The 16,300-nt window shown below is 45.1% G+C and carries 15 protein-coding genes and 1 pseudogene; 8 read left to right on the forward strand and 8 right to left on the reverse strand.

Annotation, left to right across the window (positions count from 1 at the left end; translation table 11 throughout):
- Positions 1–171: 171 nt before the first annotated feature.
- The 3 genes from RMO79_RS05785 to RMO79_RS05795 all read left to right on the forward strand — a co-directional run bounded on the left by RMO79_RS05785 (position 172) and on the right by RMO79_RS05795 (position 3,594).
- Complete coding sequence (locus RMO79_RS05785; RefSeq protein ID WP_396136534.1) at positions 172–1,509, forward strand: histidine phosphatase family protein; 1,338 nt, start codon at positions 172–174, stop codon at positions 1,507–1,509.
- A 24-nt stretch (positions 1,510–1,533) separates the two neighbouring features.
- The gene (locus tag RMO79_RS05790) at positions 1,534–2,805 is read left to right on the forward strand and encodes a dihydroorotase (protein ID WP_310482106.1); all 1,272 of its coding nucleotides are present in this window, start codon (positions 1,534–1,536) and stop codon (positions 2,803–2,805) included.
- 132 nt (positions 2,806–2,937) lie between these two features.
- Positions 2,938–3,594 carry a hypothetical protein gene (locus RMO79_RS05795; protein WP_310482107.1) on the forward strand — a complete coding sequence of 219 codons (657 nt, stop codon included), beginning with the start codon at positions 2,938–2,940 and terminating at the stop codon, positions 3,592–3,594.
- A gap of 107 nt (positions 3,595–3,701) precedes the next feature.
- On the opposite strand, the gene RMO79_RS05800 is transcribed toward RMO79_RS05795, so the two are convergent.
- The 3 genes and pseudogenes from RMO79_RS05800 to RMO79_RS05810 all read right to left on the reverse strand — a co-directional run.
- A complete protein-coding gene (locus tag RMO79_RS05800; protein ID WP_310482119.1) occupies positions 3,702–4,916 on the reverse strand; it encodes an MFS transporter in 1,215 nt (404 codons plus the stop codon).
- A 65-nt stretch (positions 4,917–4,981) separates the two neighbouring features.
- Positions 4,982–6,274: a septal ring lytic transglycosylase RlpA family protein gene (locus RMO79_RS05805; RefSeq protein WP_310482108.1), complete on the reverse strand. Its 1,293-nt coding sequence runs from the start codon at positions 6,272–6,274 to the stop codon at positions 4,982–4,984.
- Positions 6,275–6,961: 687 nt separating this feature from the next.
- Positions 6,962–7,324 (reverse strand): annotated as a pseudogene (locus RMO79_RS05810) (septal ring lytic transglycosylase RlpA family protein); the annotation flags it as partial.
- 827 nt (positions 7,325–8,151) lie between these two features.
- On the opposite strand from RMO79_RS05810, the gene purM reads away from it, so the two are divergent.
- The gene (purM, locus tag RMO79_RS05815; RefSeq protein ID WP_310482109.1) at positions 8,152–9,180 is read left to right on the forward strand and encodes a phosphoribosylformylglycinamidine cyclo-ligase; all 1,029 of its coding nucleotides are present in this window, start codon (positions 8,152–8,154) and stop codon (positions 9,178–9,180) included.
- A 459-nt stretch (positions 9,181–9,639) separates the two neighbouring features.
- Here purM and RMO79_RS05820 read toward each other — a convergent pair whose 3' ends face one another.
- Together RMO79_RS05820 and RMO79_RS05825 are read right to left on the reverse strand one after the other, a co-directional pair.
- Positions 9,640–10,047: a hypothetical protein gene (locus RMO79_RS05820; RefSeq protein ID WP_310482110.1), complete on the reverse strand. Its 408-nt coding sequence runs from the start codon at positions 10,045–10,047 to the stop codon at positions 9,640–9,642.
- Between the two features lie 33 nt (positions 10,048–10,080).
- A complete protein-coding gene (locus RMO79_RS05825) occupies positions 10,081–10,368 on the reverse strand; it encodes a type II toxin-antitoxin system HigB family toxin (protein WP_310482111.1) in 288 nt (95 codons plus the stop codon).
- Between the two features lie 120 nt (positions 10,369–10,488).
- On the opposite strand from RMO79_RS05825, the gene RMO79_RS05830 reads away from it, so the two are divergent.
- The 3 genes from RMO79_RS05830 to RMO79_RS05840 are packed head-to-tail and all read left to right on the forward strand — an operon-like array spanning position 10,489 to position 13,419.
- The gene (locus RMO79_RS05830) at positions 10,489–12,666 is read left to right on the forward strand and encodes a DUF5682 family protein (RefSeq protein WP_310482112.1); all 2,178 of its coding nucleotides are present in this window, start codon (positions 10,489–10,491) and stop codon (positions 12,664–12,666) included.
- A 3-nt stretch (positions 12,667–12,669) separates the two neighbouring features.
- Positions 12,670–13,026 (forward strand): hypothetical protein, encoded by a 357-nt coding sequence (locus RMO79_RS05835; protein WP_310482113.1) that lies wholly within the window; start codon positions 12,670–12,672, stop codon positions 13,024–13,026.
- A gap of 39 nt (positions 13,027–13,065) precedes the next feature.
- Positions 13,066–13,419, forward strand: a complete 354-nt coding sequence (locus RMO79_RS05840; protein WP_310482114.1) for a hypothetical protein — start codon at positions 13,066–13,068, stop codon at positions 13,417–13,419.
- Here RMO79_RS05840 and RMO79_RS05845 read toward each other — a convergent pair.
- The 3 genes from RMO79_RS05845 to RMO79_RS05855 form a co-directional block, all read right to left on the reverse strand.
- On the reverse strand, positions 13,378–13,797 hold the full coding sequence (locus RMO79_RS05845) for a transcriptional regulator (RefSeq protein ID WP_310482115.1): 420 nt from the start codon (positions 13,795–13,797) through the stop codon (positions 13,378–13,380). The two genes, RMO79_RS05840 and RMO79_RS05845, sit on opposite strands and share 42 nt — an antisense overlap.
- Positions 13,781–14,080 (reverse strand): type II toxin-antitoxin system HigB family toxin, encoded by a 300-nt coding sequence (locus tag RMO79_RS05850; protein ID WP_310482116.1) that lies wholly within the window; start codon positions 14,078–14,080, stop codon positions 13,781–13,783. The genes RMO79_RS05845 and RMO79_RS05850 overlap by 17 nt, the downstream gene beginning before the upstream one ends.
- A gap of 437 nt (positions 14,081–14,517) precedes the next feature.
- Positions 14,518–15,798 carry a PD-(D/E)XK nuclease family protein gene (locus RMO79_RS05855; RefSeq protein WP_310482117.1) on the reverse strand — a complete coding sequence of 427 codons (1,281 nt, stop codon included), beginning with the start codon at positions 15,796–15,798 and terminating at the stop codon, positions 14,518–14,520.
- Between the two features lie 150 nt (positions 15,799–15,948).
- Here RMO79_RS05855 and RMO79_RS05860 point away from each other — a divergent pair, with 150 nt between their 5' ends.
- On the forward strand, positions 15,949–16,125 hold the full coding sequence (locus RMO79_RS05860; protein WP_310482118.1) for a hypothetical protein: 177 nt from the start codon (positions 15,949–15,951) through the stop codon (positions 16,123–16,125).
- The last annotated feature ends 175 nt before the right edge of the window (positions 16,126–16,300 follow it).

Raw genomic sequence — 16,300 nt, forward strand, 5'->3', positions numbered from 1 at the left:
CCAGCATCCGATGGTGCTGCGCAAAGTGCAGCGGCACGGCCGCGGCTGAACGAGCGGACCCTTCACCTCGGTCCCCCCATCCCCCCATCCCCCCATCCCGACCGACTAGTTGTTCCGGCTGCCTAACCCCTGATAAGATGAGTCAGCTAATGGAGGACGAGACCTGTGAGTATGCGAGTAATTATTGTACGGCACGGACAAAGTAGTTATAACAGCCAGGGGCGAATTCAAGGGCGGAGCGATTTATCCGTCTTGACCGATCGGGGTTGTGAAGATGCTAAACTCACAGGGATAGCATTACAAGGCTTAGAGTTCGATAAAGTTTATGCTAGTCCGCTGCAACGAGCGCAGCAGACAGCCTCGATCGTGTTAACCCAGTTACAACAACAAGATCGGCTCCAGGCTGACGATCGACTGTTAGAGATCGATCTGCCATTATGGGAAACAATGCTTAATCAAGAAGTTCGCGAAAAATATGCAGCCGAATATCGCGCCTGGAAAGAACGTCCCCACGAACTAACAATGTCGCTCCCACAAGCAGATGGTAGCGAGAGCGAATTTTTCCCGGTGTTAGCTTTATACGAACAAGCCACCAACTTCTGGCAAGAGATATTACCACAGCATCAAGATAAGACGATCGCGATCGTCGCCCACAATGGCATTAACCGCGCCTTAATTAGTACGGCATTAGGGATAGCTCCAGCCCAGTACCATAGCATTCAGCAGTCAAATTGCGGCGTTACTGTGCTAAATTTTAGCGGCGGTTGGGGCGAAAATGTCCAGCTAGAATCGCTCAACCAAACCAGTCACCTGGGGCAGCAATTACCCACCTTTCGCCCGCAAAATATCGGCCCTCGCTTTTTGCTAATCCGTCACGGCGAAACCGACTGGAATCGTGCGGGCAAATTTCAAGGTCAAATCGATGTCCCCCTCAACGATAACGGACGCAATCAAGCCAGTCTAGCCGCAGAATTTTTAAAAACCACCCAAATCGACTTTGGATTTACCAGTCCGATGTTGCGTCCGAAAGAAACCGCCCAAATTATTCTCCAAGAGCATCCAAATTTAACATTACACGAGAATGCCGATCTCCGCGAAATCGGGCACGGACTCTGGGAAGGCAAATTTGAAACCGAAATTGAGGCTGGATATCCTGGCGAACTCGCTCGTTGGCACAACCAGCCCGAATCCGTCCAAATGCCTGAAGGCGAGAATCTTCAGGATGTCTGGGATCGAGCGACAGCAGCATGGCAACAAACGATCCGACAGGTGGGTAATAATGCCCAAACGGGAATCGTTGTCGCTCATGATGCCACCAATAAAGTATTGCTATGTTCTTTGCTGGGACTGGGTTTAGCAGATATCTGGAAAATCAAACAGGGTAATGGTGCAGTCACAGTCATCGACTATCCAGACGGTATCGAGGGCAAACCCGTAATTCAAGCACTAAATATTACCAGTCATCTCTCTGGCGGCATCCTCGATAAAACCGCCGCTGGCGCATTATAAGGCTGCACTCGCAATTTAGAAACGATGAACCAATTATTCCAACAGGTTAGAATATTAAACCCGATCGGCGACAGCGATGGCAATCTCACCGAACGAGTGGCAGATATCTTAGTTAGCGATGGCATAATTCAGGAAGTCTCCGACACCACCCCACTCCCCACCGACTTAGAGACTATCCCCGGAGGGCACCTCATCCTTGCACCGGGTTTGGTAGACTTATACAGTCACAGCGGTACGCCGGGACATGAAGAGCGCGAAACACTTACATCGTTGCTAGAAGCTGCCCAAGCTGGCGGTTTTAGATCCCTAAATATCTTACCCGATACCTTACCCGCACTCGATCGAGCTAGTAGTATATTCAGCCTCGATCGCGAGTATCGGCAAATCGCCTCCCAAATGCCTAACTGTCCCCAACTCGGCTACTGGGGCGCGCTGACTATCGGTGTCGAAGGTGCGACTATGACCGAATCAGCCGAACTTGCCACTACTAATATTACAGGCTGGGCAGATGGACGATCGATCTCCAATCCTGCCCTAATTCGTCGCCTGCTTGAATATCTCCAACCATTCAACCGCCCGATCGGATTATCCGCGCTCGATCGTCAATTGCGCGGTAATGGAGTCGCCAGAGCGGGTGTCGCCGCCCTGAAATATGGCTTACCCGTCGATCCTGTCAGTAGTGAAACCGCCGCGCTAGCCCAGCTTATTGAAATTATTGCCGAAGTTGGCACCCCCGTCCACCTGATGCGGATTTCCACCCGACGCGGCGTAGAGCTAGTCACCGCCGCCAAACAACGCGGCGTACCGATTACCGCCAGTACCACCTGGTTGCACCTTATCGCCAATACTACCGACCTAGCCACCTACAACCCCAATTTTAAACTGAACCCGCCTTTAGGCAATCCAGACGACCAAATTGCCCTGATTGATGGGATAAAAACAGGTGCGATCGATGCGATCGCGATCGACCATCATGCCTATACTTACGAGGAAAAAACGGTCGCATTTGGCGAAGCCCCCGCAGGCGCGATCGGGTTAGAATTAGCTCTACCGTTATTATGGGCAAATCTCGTCCTACCAGGTAAACTATCGGCACTAGAACTATGGGCGGCACTCAGCACCAATCCCGCACATTGTCTGCACCAATCGCCCCCCACTCAGTCGATCCTTTTCGATCCGCAGCAAACTTGGGTAGTTACTAAAAATAGCCTCAAATCTCTATCTCATAATACCGCATGGCTGGGTCGAGAAATTGTAGGTAAAGTCAATTGCGATCGAGCTTTATTTACTCAGTAAATTATTCACTATTCCCTATTTACTATTCCCTATTTCCAGACAAATAGCCAATGGTTGAATCGATTGGCAAATGCTAGACTACAGACATCACATACATTTAATAGTGTGGTATGAGGTGTGGAGTCAAGAATTATGTTAAAACAATCCGTTTCAATTGCGCTGTTAACGTTATCTTTAGGCAGTTTGGCTAGTTGTAGCAAACAAGTTGCCGAAAAACCCGTCGATCCGGCTAAAACAGCTACCTCTAGCGCGATAACTACCACGAATAAACCAGCAAATAGTAATGCGTTAGCAATAGTTCCAGCCGGAGTTACTATTAATACCGATCTGCAACAAGAACTTTCTAGCGGCAAAAATCGTAACAATGAAAAGTTTACAATTAAAATTAAAAATGGCTCGGTTAGTAAATATCCAGCTCTTAAAGATGCGACGATCGAAGGGCATTTAGAAAAGGTTACTAAAGCCGCCAAAGGTAAGAAAGCAAAAATGCATCTTACATTTGACGCTCTCAAACTCAAAAATGGCGATTTATTCCCAATCGATGCCACATTAGTTAATACTCAAGTTGAGACTAAAACGAAGGGTCAATTTCTGAAAAATGCTGGTATTATTCTCGGCGGAACGATCGCAGGTAATTTTATCGGCGATAAGACTAAATTTAAGAATGGTAAACTAGCAGGAGCCGCCGCAGCTACCGCATTTGTTTTGTCTAGTCCTGGCGGTGAAGTAGTCTTGAAAAAAGGTACAGATCTGCAAATTAAACTCAAGTCTAATATCGATCCTAATTAACAAGAAGCAGGGGGTTAAATTCCCCGCCTTTTAGGTGGATGGTTGTTAGGGTCATTTTTAAATCACGATTCTAACAACCCAATTCTCAATTCTCAATTAATTTAACATTATTCTCCAACCTCGATCGATCTTTCCAACCACAATAAAATCAGCCAAACGATCGGAACTGTGGCTGCTAAACCGAGCCAGAAATCGTGGGCAAATTGAAGAGATCGATCGAGTGCCCAACCGCCCAATGGCGGCCCAATTGCGTAGCCTGCCGCCCAACAGAGCGAATTAATTGAGGTATAAACAGCACGTAAAGAAGGGGGAGCTAAATCGGCAATTAGGGCAGATGCAGTTGGCGTATAGCTCACAATTGCTAAGGCAAATAATCCCAATCCCAAACTCGCCCAAAGGATTGGTAAATTAGCTGCCGTCCCAGTTAAGGTTATACAAACAAAACCTAAAATCCATAACCCGCCAGAAATCATTAACGATCGAGCGTGACTCAATTTTTGTAATAATTTGAGCATCGGCAATTGTGCGACGATCGTCATTAATAAATGTCCCGTGAACAGGACACTAATTATTTGCGGACTAAAACCGCTCGCCCCAGCTTGTGGGACGAAACCACTAAAATATAATGGTAAAGTAGTCTGAGTTTGAGATATATAAACAGTTAAAATAATATTGACGGCAACGTAAACTAATAAACGGCGATCGCGTAATGCCGTAGTGTAACCGCTAATAAATCCGATCGCTTTTGTTTGTGCTTGTAACGTCTCTTGAATGCCAACTGAGATCGTTAGTAAAAAACAGCAAAAAGAAATTCCATCGATAATAAATAACGTCCGATAAGCTCCCGTCGAGCCAATTAAAATTCCGCCAGCAATTATGCCCAAACCCATCCCTAAATTATCTGCCAATCGGGTGATTGCATAAGCAAATCGGCGTGCTTCTCCATCGGTTAAATCGGCGACGATCGCTTCATTAGCAGGCCAATACAATCCCAATCCTAAACCCTGTACCAAACAACCGATGACTAGCGTTTCAAAACTATTTGTATTGGCAAAAATAAAACAAGCGATTGCCAATACAAATGTCGATAATAATAATACTGGTTTGCGTCCCCACCGATCGGCATAAGTGCCGCTAATCAACCGTCCGGCGACACCAGAAATCGAGGCACTACCTAATGCTAATCCTACCGATGTTGCCGATAATCCTACTTGCTGCACGAAAAAAATCGGGGCGTAAAATAGCGTAAATCCGCTCCCGATTTCTGATAGTAATCTACCTAGCGCGAGGATCCAAATCTGTCGGGGTAGCTTGAGCATAATCGGAGTGAGGGTATATCAATATGTTGACATACTAGTTCCGACTCGATCGAGCTATTATTTGACGATTAGCCGCGATCTTCCAAAATATCGACCCGGACTTGACCGACACCAGCACTTTTCAGACCGATTACTTCAGCCGCACCAGCGGAAATATCGATAATCCGATTGCCCCGAAAGGGGCCGCGATCGTTAATTCTGACAATAACATTTTTACCAGTTTTGAGATTAGTAACTCGAACTTTGGTACCGAAGGGTAAAGTGCGATGTGCGGCGGTCAAACCGTTCGGATTGTATCTTTCCCCATTTGCAGTTTTAGGGCCACCTTCACTGCCGTACCAGGAGGCTTTCCCGGTTTGAGTAGAGACAATATTATCTAGAACTGGTTGTGAAGTTGCCTCTGCTGGCTCGACTTTCACGATCGTCGGTGTGGGCGAAATTGATTGAAAAGGAATAGTCTGTTGTTTGGGACGCTCGACGGGGATGGCAATACTCGGCTCTGGAGCGACGATTTTATCGTCAACTTGAGCGATGACGGTAGCCACAATTTGCTGGGGACGCTCTTCTTCAAAAATAAATACTGGCGAACCTGCTTCAAAACTGGGCAGATCGGCTTTATCTTTATAGCTGGCGATCGGGGCAACTTGAGGCACGCTGCTAGTTTCCGTGCGTTCGCTGGGGGCGATAGTGGCTGTTGCCGATCGCGAATCTTCCGGTACGACAATTGGGGTCGTCACGATTTCAGCTCTAACAGTAGCCGAATTAGTAATGGTGGTGGGTAATTTGCCCTTGGTTAATTGTGAATTATCACTCCGAGTCACGAAAATTGGCTCGCTCGTCACTTGGCTGGTGAAAATTTTCGTGGGAACTCGAGCAGATCCTTTGTTAACTTGAGGTAGCGGTACGACCGAACTTACCGGAACGGAGGTATCGTTCACGAAGTGTGAGCTTTGCTCAATCGAACTTGGCATCGAGACAATGGCTTTACTCGCGCGCAGTGCTGGATTGAAGACCGATGGCTCGGTGAAAGATGGAGAAATAGGGGCTGGAGCCGGACTATTTTGAACGGGGAAGCTGACTGCTCTAGCAATTTTGAGCTTGCGGCTGGGAGTAATGGTTTTAATTTTACCCGATGGAGTGAGAATTGGGAGGGCACTTACTTCTGGCACCGCTTGAATCAGAGGAACTGCTGTCTCGGTTTTAAGTTGGGTGGTAGTTAATGGTGAGGTTGTTGGTGATGATGGCGGGGAAATAGCTTCACCCACTACTGGCGATAGTACTTCAGCCCGAACGCTAGAAATTGGCGCGATTACCGTACTCAGGAATAATGCAGTCAGACAGTTCCAACGATGTTGATTCATAATCCTTCGGGGGGGAAATAATATTAAGCTGGATCGGGTCGATGCATTTAACTCGATTCAATTAAATCTAGTTCGATCGGCTGGGAGCATTTAATCTCGATGTCGGTAAAATAGTTTGCTAACTATCTGCATTGCATCGACCTTGACAATCAATTTTACCTGAATTTTGTCACCGATAAATTTCGCTTTAGTTGCAATTACAAAACTTGGTCTTTTACTACACTATTTTAGGGTACCCACTCTGTGGGAATTATGCTCGAACCAGTATCAAATTAGACCTTGAAAGTAGATTTCACTAGCAGTGCATTCTGGGGGTGCGACGTTACTATTTTATGGACAAACCCCGCCTACTGTAACGCCTATGTGTGCGGGGAAGTGGGAGGGGTCTATGTTATCCCTAGTTGAGGGACGGACTTATTTGAATTAAATTTCTCGTCGGCGTGTCCGCTGTGCGCGGGTATACGATTCCGTCAGAGCTTTGCGAAAATTGATAGCAAGGGTCGTAGGTTGGGTTGAAGAATGAAACCCAACACATCCAATACAGATTTTTTCATCCTTCAGATGACATAAATGTCAGCTCGGATGCTCCAAACGGGAAAAGATAGATAGCACCTAAATTGAGTCAGATCTCGATAAAACCCAGTCAAAAGGAGCGACGAGATCGACTCGAAACATTTATTTTATCAATTAGCGGTTGCGACGACCTTGACGACGACTTTCACCACCACCGACTACTTCCATGCGGACGGTACCGACACCAGTATTTGTCAAACCGATCGCTCTTGCTGCACCGACGGATAAGTCGATGATTCTACCACCGATGAAGGGGCCGCGATCGTTGATGCGAACTACTACCGAACGACCAGTCGAAGGACTAGTAACGCGAACTCTGGTACCGAAAGGTAAAGTTCTGTGAGCGGCAGTGTAGCCACTAGGATTGTATCTTTCGCCATTGGCTGTTAGGGGGCCGCCTTCACCGGGTTGGTTGCCGTAAAAAGAAGCTTGTCCGACTGATTGAGCGATTAACTGTTTGGATGCGATGGAATTGGATTGAATGGAATTGACTGATGGTGTAGCAGATGCCGCTGTAGATACGGTCAGAGTTGCTACGAGAGCAGTTAATCCAGTCAAAGTTTGGTAATTCATATGCCTATTGTGAAACGTCTTTATCTTTGAGATTTGGTTGGGCTATTCCCGATTAATTGGGTTTTGTTTGCCCGTTCATAACTCATACTTGTTCCGTGTTCACCTCGGTGTGAGGAACGATGGGTCTACCATAACACGAAGTTTTTTCGGTTTTTACCGTTTGAGATCCTTGACAAAACCTGTTTCGTGTGCACGCAAAATATCTCGATCGAGTGCCAAAATTCCGAGCGATCCCCACCACTTCAAGCTTTGAGTGGTGCGATCCCCACGATTTTTCAATCAGGAAAAATGATATGTTACATTTCTTTATATATATTATTTAAATGATTATTTGGCTGAGATGGGGTTGACGGGTTTTGAAAATTAGCGGTTTTTTTATTAAAAATTAGTGAAATTGAGTTGCCAACGATCGAAATTAGCACATCAAACTCTCCCGATCTCCATCATTTGAAATTGCTACATTCAAGATTAGGGTGGAACACTGGCGAAATAGCCTACTGAAGCTCGGTGTAACTATTGGTACGAGCACATCTCAGTAATATCGCTCATTGGCAAAATTCCCAATTTAGCGATATTGATATTGAGATCGATTACCTCCGGTACGCTACGCGAACGAGCTTGGGAAACAATCTTATCGCTCCTGTCGTCCGCCTGCAGAATCGGGCGCATTTGCGGTGTGTAAAGCAATCGCTGTAGAATACCTGTGTCTCGATCTCGCTTACGAGTTAGCTATGGATTATCAACAAGCAGGTGTCGATGTGGTGGCGGGGAGAGCGTTTGTCGAAAACATTAAAAACCTCGTCCACAGCACGCATCGTCCGGGAGTTTTAGGGGGTTTGGGCGGTTTTAGCGGTTGGTTTGAATTGCCAGCCGGATATCGGCAGCCAGTACTCGTCTCCGGTACGGATGGGGTAGGTACCAAACTTAAAATCGCCCAAGAATTAGATAATCATGCCTCGATCGGCATCGATTTAGTTGCAATGTGCGTTAATGATATTCTCACATGTGGAGCCGAGCCGCTCTATTTTCTCGACTATTTGGCAACTGGTAAACTCAATTCCACCCAACTTACTCAGGTAGTTGCGGGAATTGCCGATGGCTGTCGGCAAGCGGGTTGCGCCTTGCTAGGAGGCGAAACAGCAGAAATGCCCGGATTTTATCAATTAGGCGAATACGATCTGGCTGGCTTTGCGGTGGGAATAGCCGAAAAGAGCAAACTGATCGATGGCTCCCAGATTCAAATCGGCGATGTGGCGATCGGTTTAGCCAGTAGTGGTATTCATAGTAATGGCTACAGTCTGGTGCGAAAGATTGTCGCCGATGGCGGCTATCAGTGGGAGGATACCCCCAGTAGCTTGGCGGGGCAGAATTTGGGATGCGTCTATCTAACTCCCACTCAAATATATGTGAAGCCGATTTTAGCAGCGATCGAGCGACAATTACCCATTCACGGCATGGCGCATATCACTGGTGGGGGTTTACCCGAAAATTTACCTCGTTGCTTGAGTGCTAACCATTCGATTTCGATCGATCTCCACAGTTGGCAAATTCCCCCAGCGTTTCAATGGCTAGCCGAAGCGGGAAATGTGGCTCCAGTAGATATGTTTAATACTTTTAATATGGGTATCGGATATGTAGTCATTGTGCCAGCAACGGCGGTAGCAGAAGCGATCGCCTTTTTTGAATCGCAGCAAATCGCATCTTATGCGATCGGGCAAGTAGTTGCAGGCGATCGATCTTTAATCGGCATCCCTGATTAAGGTTCGCTAAATTTAACCGTTTGTCAAAATGAGGGTAAAATTACTTCTACCCTCATTTTTCAGATCGGGCAAATCATTGCTAACGGGATAAGGGAAATCGATCTGCTCCGCTCAAGCACCGCCCTGAACTACAAGTTCGGGCTACTCCCTTTCCGCTCAAAGACTATAGAACCCATTTAAGATCTTTTGAGTGACCTAACAGATATTGGTGGGACGGGCGGGTTCGCTTGATAGATGACTGTATTATAGCGATCGTTTCTAGCATAAACCCGCCCTTACAGACCCATAGTTTTAAATATAATATATTCTCACACCAACCGTAGGGGCGGGTTTAGTGCATCACTGCGCCTCTGCGGTTAAAAAAAAGATCTCTGACAGCAATAGGGTAGAAGTATAATCTATATTCTTCTGGCGGAAAGGGAGTAGGTAGCAAATCAGGTGAAGATCGTCGAGTAAATATCACGATCGATCTGTAAACAAAGTTGGAGATACTTTAAATATATCGGCAAGAATTTGAGCCTGTTGAGGAGAAATCGATCTAGAACCATCAATAATTGCTGACAATACTTCTTCACCGCCTAATTGGACGGCAAAATCTTGAAAATTTAGTTGATTGGCTTCCATCAGATGTTCTAAAATTTCATTGTGGTTAGCAGTAGTTATTGGTGAATGTTGGCGATCGTATTCGCGCATCAGCGATTTTATTAACTTAGTTAGGGCTTTTTCTTCGGGGCTAAGTTGTCCTTTTTTAAGTAAATCTAAAATTGCTAGTCGAGCCGATCGATAGTCCTCACTAGTTTCTAGCTGTTGAGGCTGAAACTGAGCTAGCAATCGACCATACGTAATCGGATTTAGTGTAGTTGTCACGGTCTTTATTTTGGTATAATAATTGCGATCGATTTAGTCAAAGCTGTATCGATCGTACTCAGCATGAGTAAGCAAGGCTTCAAAAACAACTATTTGTAGTTCATAATCGATTACCACAATTAAGCGATAGTTATTTCCCCGTAGATTAAACACAGTTCTATCGTTTACATAGTCAGCCGATCGACTGTAAGTATTTTTTATATCGATTAGGCTTTGCCATTGAGCGAACTGAACGACAGCAATCCAGGTATTTACAGCTTTTTGGACATCAGCATGTTTCAGATCACTAGCGATTAATTCGCTCAAACCAATAATTTCCATTGTCGATCGACTCTTGCTGCTACATAGTATAACTAAAGGTTAATTAATTCGCTCGATCGCCAAGTAATGACTTAAATATTCTCATATCTCGATCCAGATCTTCCATAATCCAAAATCGAAATGACTACCAGTATCTTTGGCATTCGCCATCATGGGCCAGGTTCGGCGCGGAGCTTACGATCGGCTTTAAAGAGTTTACAACCAGATATCATCTTAATTGAAGGGCCGCCAGAGGCTAACGATTTGCTTGCACTGGCGCAATCTACTGAGATGAAACCGCCTGTTGCTGTGCTGGTGTACGACTTAGAAGATCTCCAGCAAGCTGCTTATTACCCCTTTGCCATCTATTCGCCCGAATGGCAAGCGATTCAGTATGCTGTGAGTGCCAAGATTCCCGTCCGGTTTATCGATTTACCAGCGGGGATGCGGGGGGAATTAGAGCGAGATAAAACGCATCCAGGTGTAGATCCGTTGGGTTTGTTGAGTCAGGCGGCGGGATTTGGCGAGGGCGAACGATATTGGGAATATTTAGTCGAGCAGCGGCGCAATAGTACCGATTTGTTTGCGGCGATTTTAGAAGCGATGACGGCACTAAGGCAGGAATTAGCCGAAAGTACGGATAAATACGACCTCATCCGCGAGGCTTATATGCGCCAATGTTTGCGCCAATCGCAGGCGGAAGGTTTTCAAAAACTAGCGGTAGTCTGTGGAGCATGGCACGCACCCGCGCTGGTGGAGCCGTTACCAGCAGCGAGTGAAGATAAGGCGCAACTGCCCGCGCCAACTAAAGCCAAGATTCAAGCGACGTGGGTACCGTGGACTTACGGACGGTTGAGTGCGGCGAGTGGCTATGGTGCGGGGGTAGAGTCGCCAGGATGGTATCACCACTTATGGACGCATCAAAAAAACGTCGTGATTCGGTGGTTGACAAATGTGGCACGGTTGTTGCGGAAAGAAGATATCGATGCTTCTTCGGCGAGCGTGATTGAAGCCGTGCGACTAGCCGAAACCCTCGCCGCCATGCGCGAAAGTCCGCTTCCAGGCTTGGCAGAAGTCAATGAAGCCGTCCAAACGGTGCTGTGTTTTGGCGATCCGATGCCGATGCAACTGATTCACCAGCAATTAATTATTAACGACAGACTGGGACAAGTCCCCAGCGACACACCCCAAGTTCCACTCCAGCAAGACTTACAGAAACTAATTAAAAAATTGCGGCTCAAGCAAGAACCGATCGATAAAACCTTAGAATTAGATCTGCGGAATACCAACGATTTAGATCGATCGCAACTCTTCCACCGTCTCAATCTGCTCGATCTCCCTTGGGGTAAAACCCAACGCACCAGCAGCACGGGGACATTTAAAGAAGGATGGTTGCTGTGTTGGCACCCAGAATTCGCCGTCAAGCTAATTGAAGCAGGCGTTTGGGGAAATTCGATCGCATCCGCCGCTACCGCATTCGCCCGTCAAACCGCCCAGGATGCCCAAGATTTACCCACCCTGACTACATTACTCGATCGAGTCTTATTAGCCAGCCTCGATGCCGCAATTCCCATCCTGATGCAGCAACTCCAAGCCATCGCTGCCATTACCAGCGATACGCTGCATTTTATGAATGCCTTACCCCCGCTGGCAAATATCCTCCGTTATGGCGACGTGCGCCAAACCGATACTACCAGCATTGCGATCGTTGTAGATGGGCTAATTACCCGCCTCTGCATCGGTTTACCCAATTCCTGCCAATCCCTCGACGACGATGCCGCCCAGCAGATTTTCGACGCAATCGGGCAGACAAACAGCACGATTAAACTGCTCCAAAATTCAGAGCAATTAGCAAACTGGCGACAAGTTTTGCTCCAGATTGCCAGCCAGCAAAATGTTCACGGTTTAGTACAGGGACGTTGCTGTCGGCTGTTATTCGACGATGGTAGTCTAGATACCACCGCCACCAGTCAGCGATTGAGTTTGGCTCTCTCCCTCGCCAACGAACCCACAGCAGCCGCAGCTTGGGCGGAAGGCTTCTTGCGCGGGAGCGGTTTATTGCTATTGCATAGCGATGGAATTTGGCAAGTATTAGACGAATGGATCGCCGGATTATCGGCAGATAATTTTGTCGCGGTGTTGCCATTATTGCGCCGCACTTTTGCGACGTTTAGCTCTCCCGAACGTCAACAAATGGGCGAAAAGGTTGCGAAAGGGCAAGTTATTAGTAAGGTAATTGTGACTGAATCCGATAACTTTAATATAGTTCGATCGCGCCAATCTTTACCAGTCGTCGCGCAGTTGTTAGGCTTTGCATAATTTATGAGCGAGTACCAAATATTTATCGATACGATCCTTATCGGACATTCAGCTTTTGAATGTGGCGATCCACCTATGGGCGTTGTATCTGGCAACTTTTTACCAATGCCTGCTTATGGAAGATTTAGATCGCAATTTATCGCTTTGCGCGAGTCATCACAAGAACATCTTCCGCTATCGGCGGCTCGAATTAATGGTGAGGTTATTCTATCAAAAGGTGTCTCGATATTTGACTGCTTGACAGAATTGGAAGAAATTCAAGTTACTGTATTTGGAATTGCTTATCCTCTTTACGAAGAGCTATTTCCAGATTTTGTGTTGGCTTACGATCGCCAATACAGCATAATTAACAATTCGTAGTTAGCATAAATCTCAGTCCTGAATGTCTACATCCTTCCAATGAGTAAGCAGGAGCAGTATTTCCGTAAAATAGCTGAGTGCAAAGAGAGACTCCGCAAACTTTCAACTGAGACACTGAGAGGACGCTTGGGAAGCGGTTTTTTGTATAAAGAGGCAGCGATCGCCATTCGAGAATTAATTGAAGAAAGAGAGCAACAATTGCTCGACGAAGAGAGTAGTGCAAAATACATACGCCTCATCCAAAAATTAGATGAGCTACACGGCACTTGCTATCGAATGCCTCTCATTTTTGGGGATATAGCTTGTAAAAATTTGAGATGTTCGATCGATACTATTGTGCATCAATACATATTAAATAAAGGCACTAGCAGAAATATTGAAAATTTCGCCTAATTTTTTGGCTTGTACTTTGCTAATCGATCTCTTACCATTAACGATCGAAGATACCAGTCCTTTTGATGGACTAATTATTCCTACCAAGTCTACTTGCTTCATCCCTCTGGCTGCCATCAAATGTTGCAGGAGTTCGTGAGGTGCTGTCTGAGACCACTCTTCGAGCGAATATGTTTCCTCCTCATAGTCTTTAATTAGCTTAACTAATAGTCTGAATAGAACTGTTTCTTCAAGAGTACGAGTCTGTTTTTTAGAAATCAATTTTTCAGCTACTGCCAAAAATTGTTCGTATTCTTCATTGCTTTCAATAATTTTGGGAATAATGCAGTCTCGATCTAATAAACAGATATAATTTTCGTGGTTAATAGTATGGGTCATCTTTCCATCGATCTTTGTTGTATTCATCATGGGTCAGAAAATATTTAAAATAAGCTACTTGTTCTTCATAATCTAGATCGAGAATGAGACGATACTTATTACCTTTAATATTAAATACTGTAAAATTACCAACGGCTTCAGCGGATCGATAGTCTGTTTGCACGTCAATAAGATTTTGCCATGTTGACTTTTCAACCTTTTTGTAAAAATTCTTAATTACTTCCTCTACATCGGGATACACGGCTGAGGCTTCTTTAAGCTTGCCAGCAGAAATAAGATGCATCGGGGCTTTCCTTTAGATGTCGATCTACGATAGCTGGTTTAAAATGATTGATACTGGATGACACAAGCAAAATAGTTGTATTTTGACTCTAAAAGTCAAAATAGATTTACATCTTGCCACACGAATATGTTTGCACATTGAAAACTAATTGTCAACAAACATAGTATTGATATGACTGAATCCGAAAGACTCAAACGGTGGCGATTGGTGCTCGGTAGCGAAGCTGAAGGTAGCTGTGGTGTTGGGGCTGGGGGCTTAACTGGCGGCGATATCGAAATGGATCGCGCCCTTTCCGCGCTGTATCGTTTCGATAATGATACTCGTAGTGGTGGTTTGGGACGTTCTGCAACCAATGTCGCTCGGTGGCTGGGCGATATTCGCACCTACTTCCCTAGAAGGGATTGTTGGGTTTTGCTTCGTGCTACCCAACCTACAATTCATGACTCTGGTAATATGATAGGATTAGTTAGCCTTCTCAACATATCAATCGTCCATGTTGTGACAGATTCTATATCCATATTATATGCTCGATCTTTATCTTTACCTTTATAGATCAGTCGCGAGTTTTTGTCGTATGGTTCAACATCGATGTTTAGCTCTTGAAGGTGTTGCTTGATTTTCATACGATCGCCTTTTCTAGACCAGAATTGCATCTTCCATCCTATTGGTGTCAGGCACACGTCAAGCTGCAACCATAGAGAGTTTTCAATCTGAATAATATACCATAAAACATCTATTAAATCCGTGGATGATTTCCATAAACCAGATTCAATACTAGAAGAATAAGATATATCTTTAAGATCGATTGTCTGTTCTAACTGTTTTATTTTTCTTCGCATATCCTTACGAAGCTCATCGACTTCACCAAGTAGAGTTGTGATTTCCTGATGGTTATTGCGAAAGTATTCTAAGCGTTGTGGATCGATCGACGTTGGACTTTGTAAGTTTTGCATTGTTTGGATAAAATCTTGTAAAAATATTGTGTGTTGCTCGTTTGCATTCTGAGCATAAGCATCGAATTTTGTACTTATTTCCTGGAGAAATAGATCGTAGCCGATCGGTTGAAAACCACACAATTCAGGGGATGGTTGTTCGAGTCGTAATGATAATAACACCTTGTAAATTTGACGACCTTTGCTCGATGATTCAAGATGTCTTGAGTAATCACAGAAAGGATTGTATGCCTTTGCAAAAAGCTTGTTTTCTATTCCAATAATATAATTATTGGATTCAACGATTAAATCGAGACGATTCCTTCGAGCGGTAAGTTCTTCTCTTCGTACTTCAATACTTTGCTCGTCAGTTACTAAATCTGCATTAATGAGTGTAGCTAAAGAGTCTAGTAAAAGTGTGCCAAATCCATGCTCGTTATTTGGATTTAAGTAAAATTGGAGTATGTTGCTACAGGAATTTTCAAAGTGTGGATAACCTGCGATTTCCATAAATGTCTGTTGCCGACGTTGTAAAGGTGGCAACTTCTTTAATTCAGATAGAAAATTATCGGTTGGCTTCCTCAGTTCTATATTTGCTTGCTGATAATTCTTCAGTCGATCGATCTTTGGCTTCAGAATTTCCCACCAGGCTGGTGGACTTTCAAATAATCCCATTCTTTGCTGGATACAACTTCCGTTATATGCCCAAGCTTGAAAAACTCTAAATTCAGCATCATCAGCAAACTCGTTATATCCAAACCAAAACTCTCGATCCTGTTCGCTCATCACCATAATGAAAATGTCTAACTTTTTGAATACCGATCGAAATACTTTGCTTATTATTCCCTTAACAATCCTTGGAATTGTCACCCACCGTTCGCAGTTCTCGCTATCTTGAGCTAAACTAAGTCTAGGACTAAGATGCGAGGCTCCTTCATGCAAACTATTTCGATCGCAAAGCGTCTCTGGAAAAGAATCACGACAATTGCTACTACCAATGGAGATCGCGTTTACCGAGCAGCTATTGGAAATCGACAATCTACAGGCAAAAGCGCAGGAGAAGCCCTAGATGCATTGACTATACAGATGGGTGGTGAAGAAGTTAATGGGTAGTAAGCAAGTATGACGGAATCACCGGATTCTCTTCCAGAGCATCTGAGCCGACATAAATGTCGTCTAAAGGGTGAAAGAAACTTTGTTTGGGCACGCCCTAATTTCATGCTTCAACCCAATTTACAGATCCTTGCTCTGAGCCAGTTTCAGCTAAGTTCCTTAGAAGAGGCTCCGC

It is taken from the genome of Chamaesiphon sp. VAR_48_metabat_403 (assembly GCF_031422475.1).
Taxonomy (GTDB): Bacteria; Cyanobacteriota; Cyanobacteriia; order Cyanobacteriales; family Chamaesiphonaceae; genus Chamaesiphon.

What these genes read in the sequence shown, in the direction of transcription:
- RMO79_RS05785 (WP_396136534.1), top strand. Translation starts at nt 172, where the DNA reads ATGCGAGTAATTATTGTACGGCACGGACAAAGTAGTTATAACAGCCAG.
- RMO79_RS05790 (WP_310482106.1), top strand. Translation starts at nt 1,534, where the DNA reads ATGAACCAATTATTCCAACAGGTTAGAATATTAAACCCGATCGGCGAC.
- RMO79_RS05795 (WP_310482107.1), top strand. Translation starts at nt 2,938, where the DNA reads ATGTTAAAACAATCCGTTTCAATTGCGCTGTTAACGTTATCTTTAGGC.
- RMO79_RS05805 (WP_310482108.1), bottom strand. Translation starts at nt 6,274, where the DNA reads ATGAATCAACATCGTTGGAACTGTCTGACTGCATTATTCCTGAGTACG.
- purM (WP_310482109.1), top strand. Translation starts at nt 8,152, where the DNA reads ATGGATTATCAACAAGCAGGTGTCGATGTGGTGGCGGGGAGAGCGTTT.
- RMO79_RS05825 (WP_310482111.1), bottom strand. Translation starts at nt 10,368, where the DNA reads ATGGAAATTATTGGTTTGAGCGAATTAATCGCTAGTGATCTGAAACAT.
- RMO79_RS05830 (WP_310482112.1), top strand. Translation starts at nt 10,489, where the DNA reads ATGACTACCAGTATCTTTGGCATTCGCCATCATGGGCCAGGTTCGGCG.
- RMO79_RS05835 (WP_310482113.1), top strand. Translation starts at nt 12,670, where the DNA reads ATGAGCGAGTACCAAATATTTATCGATACGATCCTTATCGGACATTCA.
- RMO79_RS05840 (WP_310482114.1), top strand. Translation starts at nt 13,066, where the DNA reads ATGAGTAAGCAGGAGCAGTATTTCCGTAAAATAGCTGAGTGCAAAGAG.
- RMO79_RS05845 (WP_310482115.1), bottom strand. Translation starts at nt 13,797, where the DNA reads ATGACCCATACTATTAACCACGAAAATTATATCTGTTTATTAGATCGA.
- RMO79_RS05850 (WP_310482116.1), bottom strand. Translation starts at nt 14,080, where the DNA reads ATGCATCTTATTTCTGCTGGCAAGCTTAAAGAAGCCTCAGCCGTGTAT.
- RMO79_RS05855 (WP_310482117.1), bottom strand. Translation starts at nt 15,798, where the DNA reads ATGAGCGAACAGGATCGAGAGTTTTGGTTTGGATATAACGAGTTTGCT.
- RMO79_RS05860 (WP_310482118.1), top strand. Translation starts at nt 15,949, where the DNA reads ATGCAAACTATTTCGATCGCAAAGCGTCTCTGGAAAAGAATCACGACA.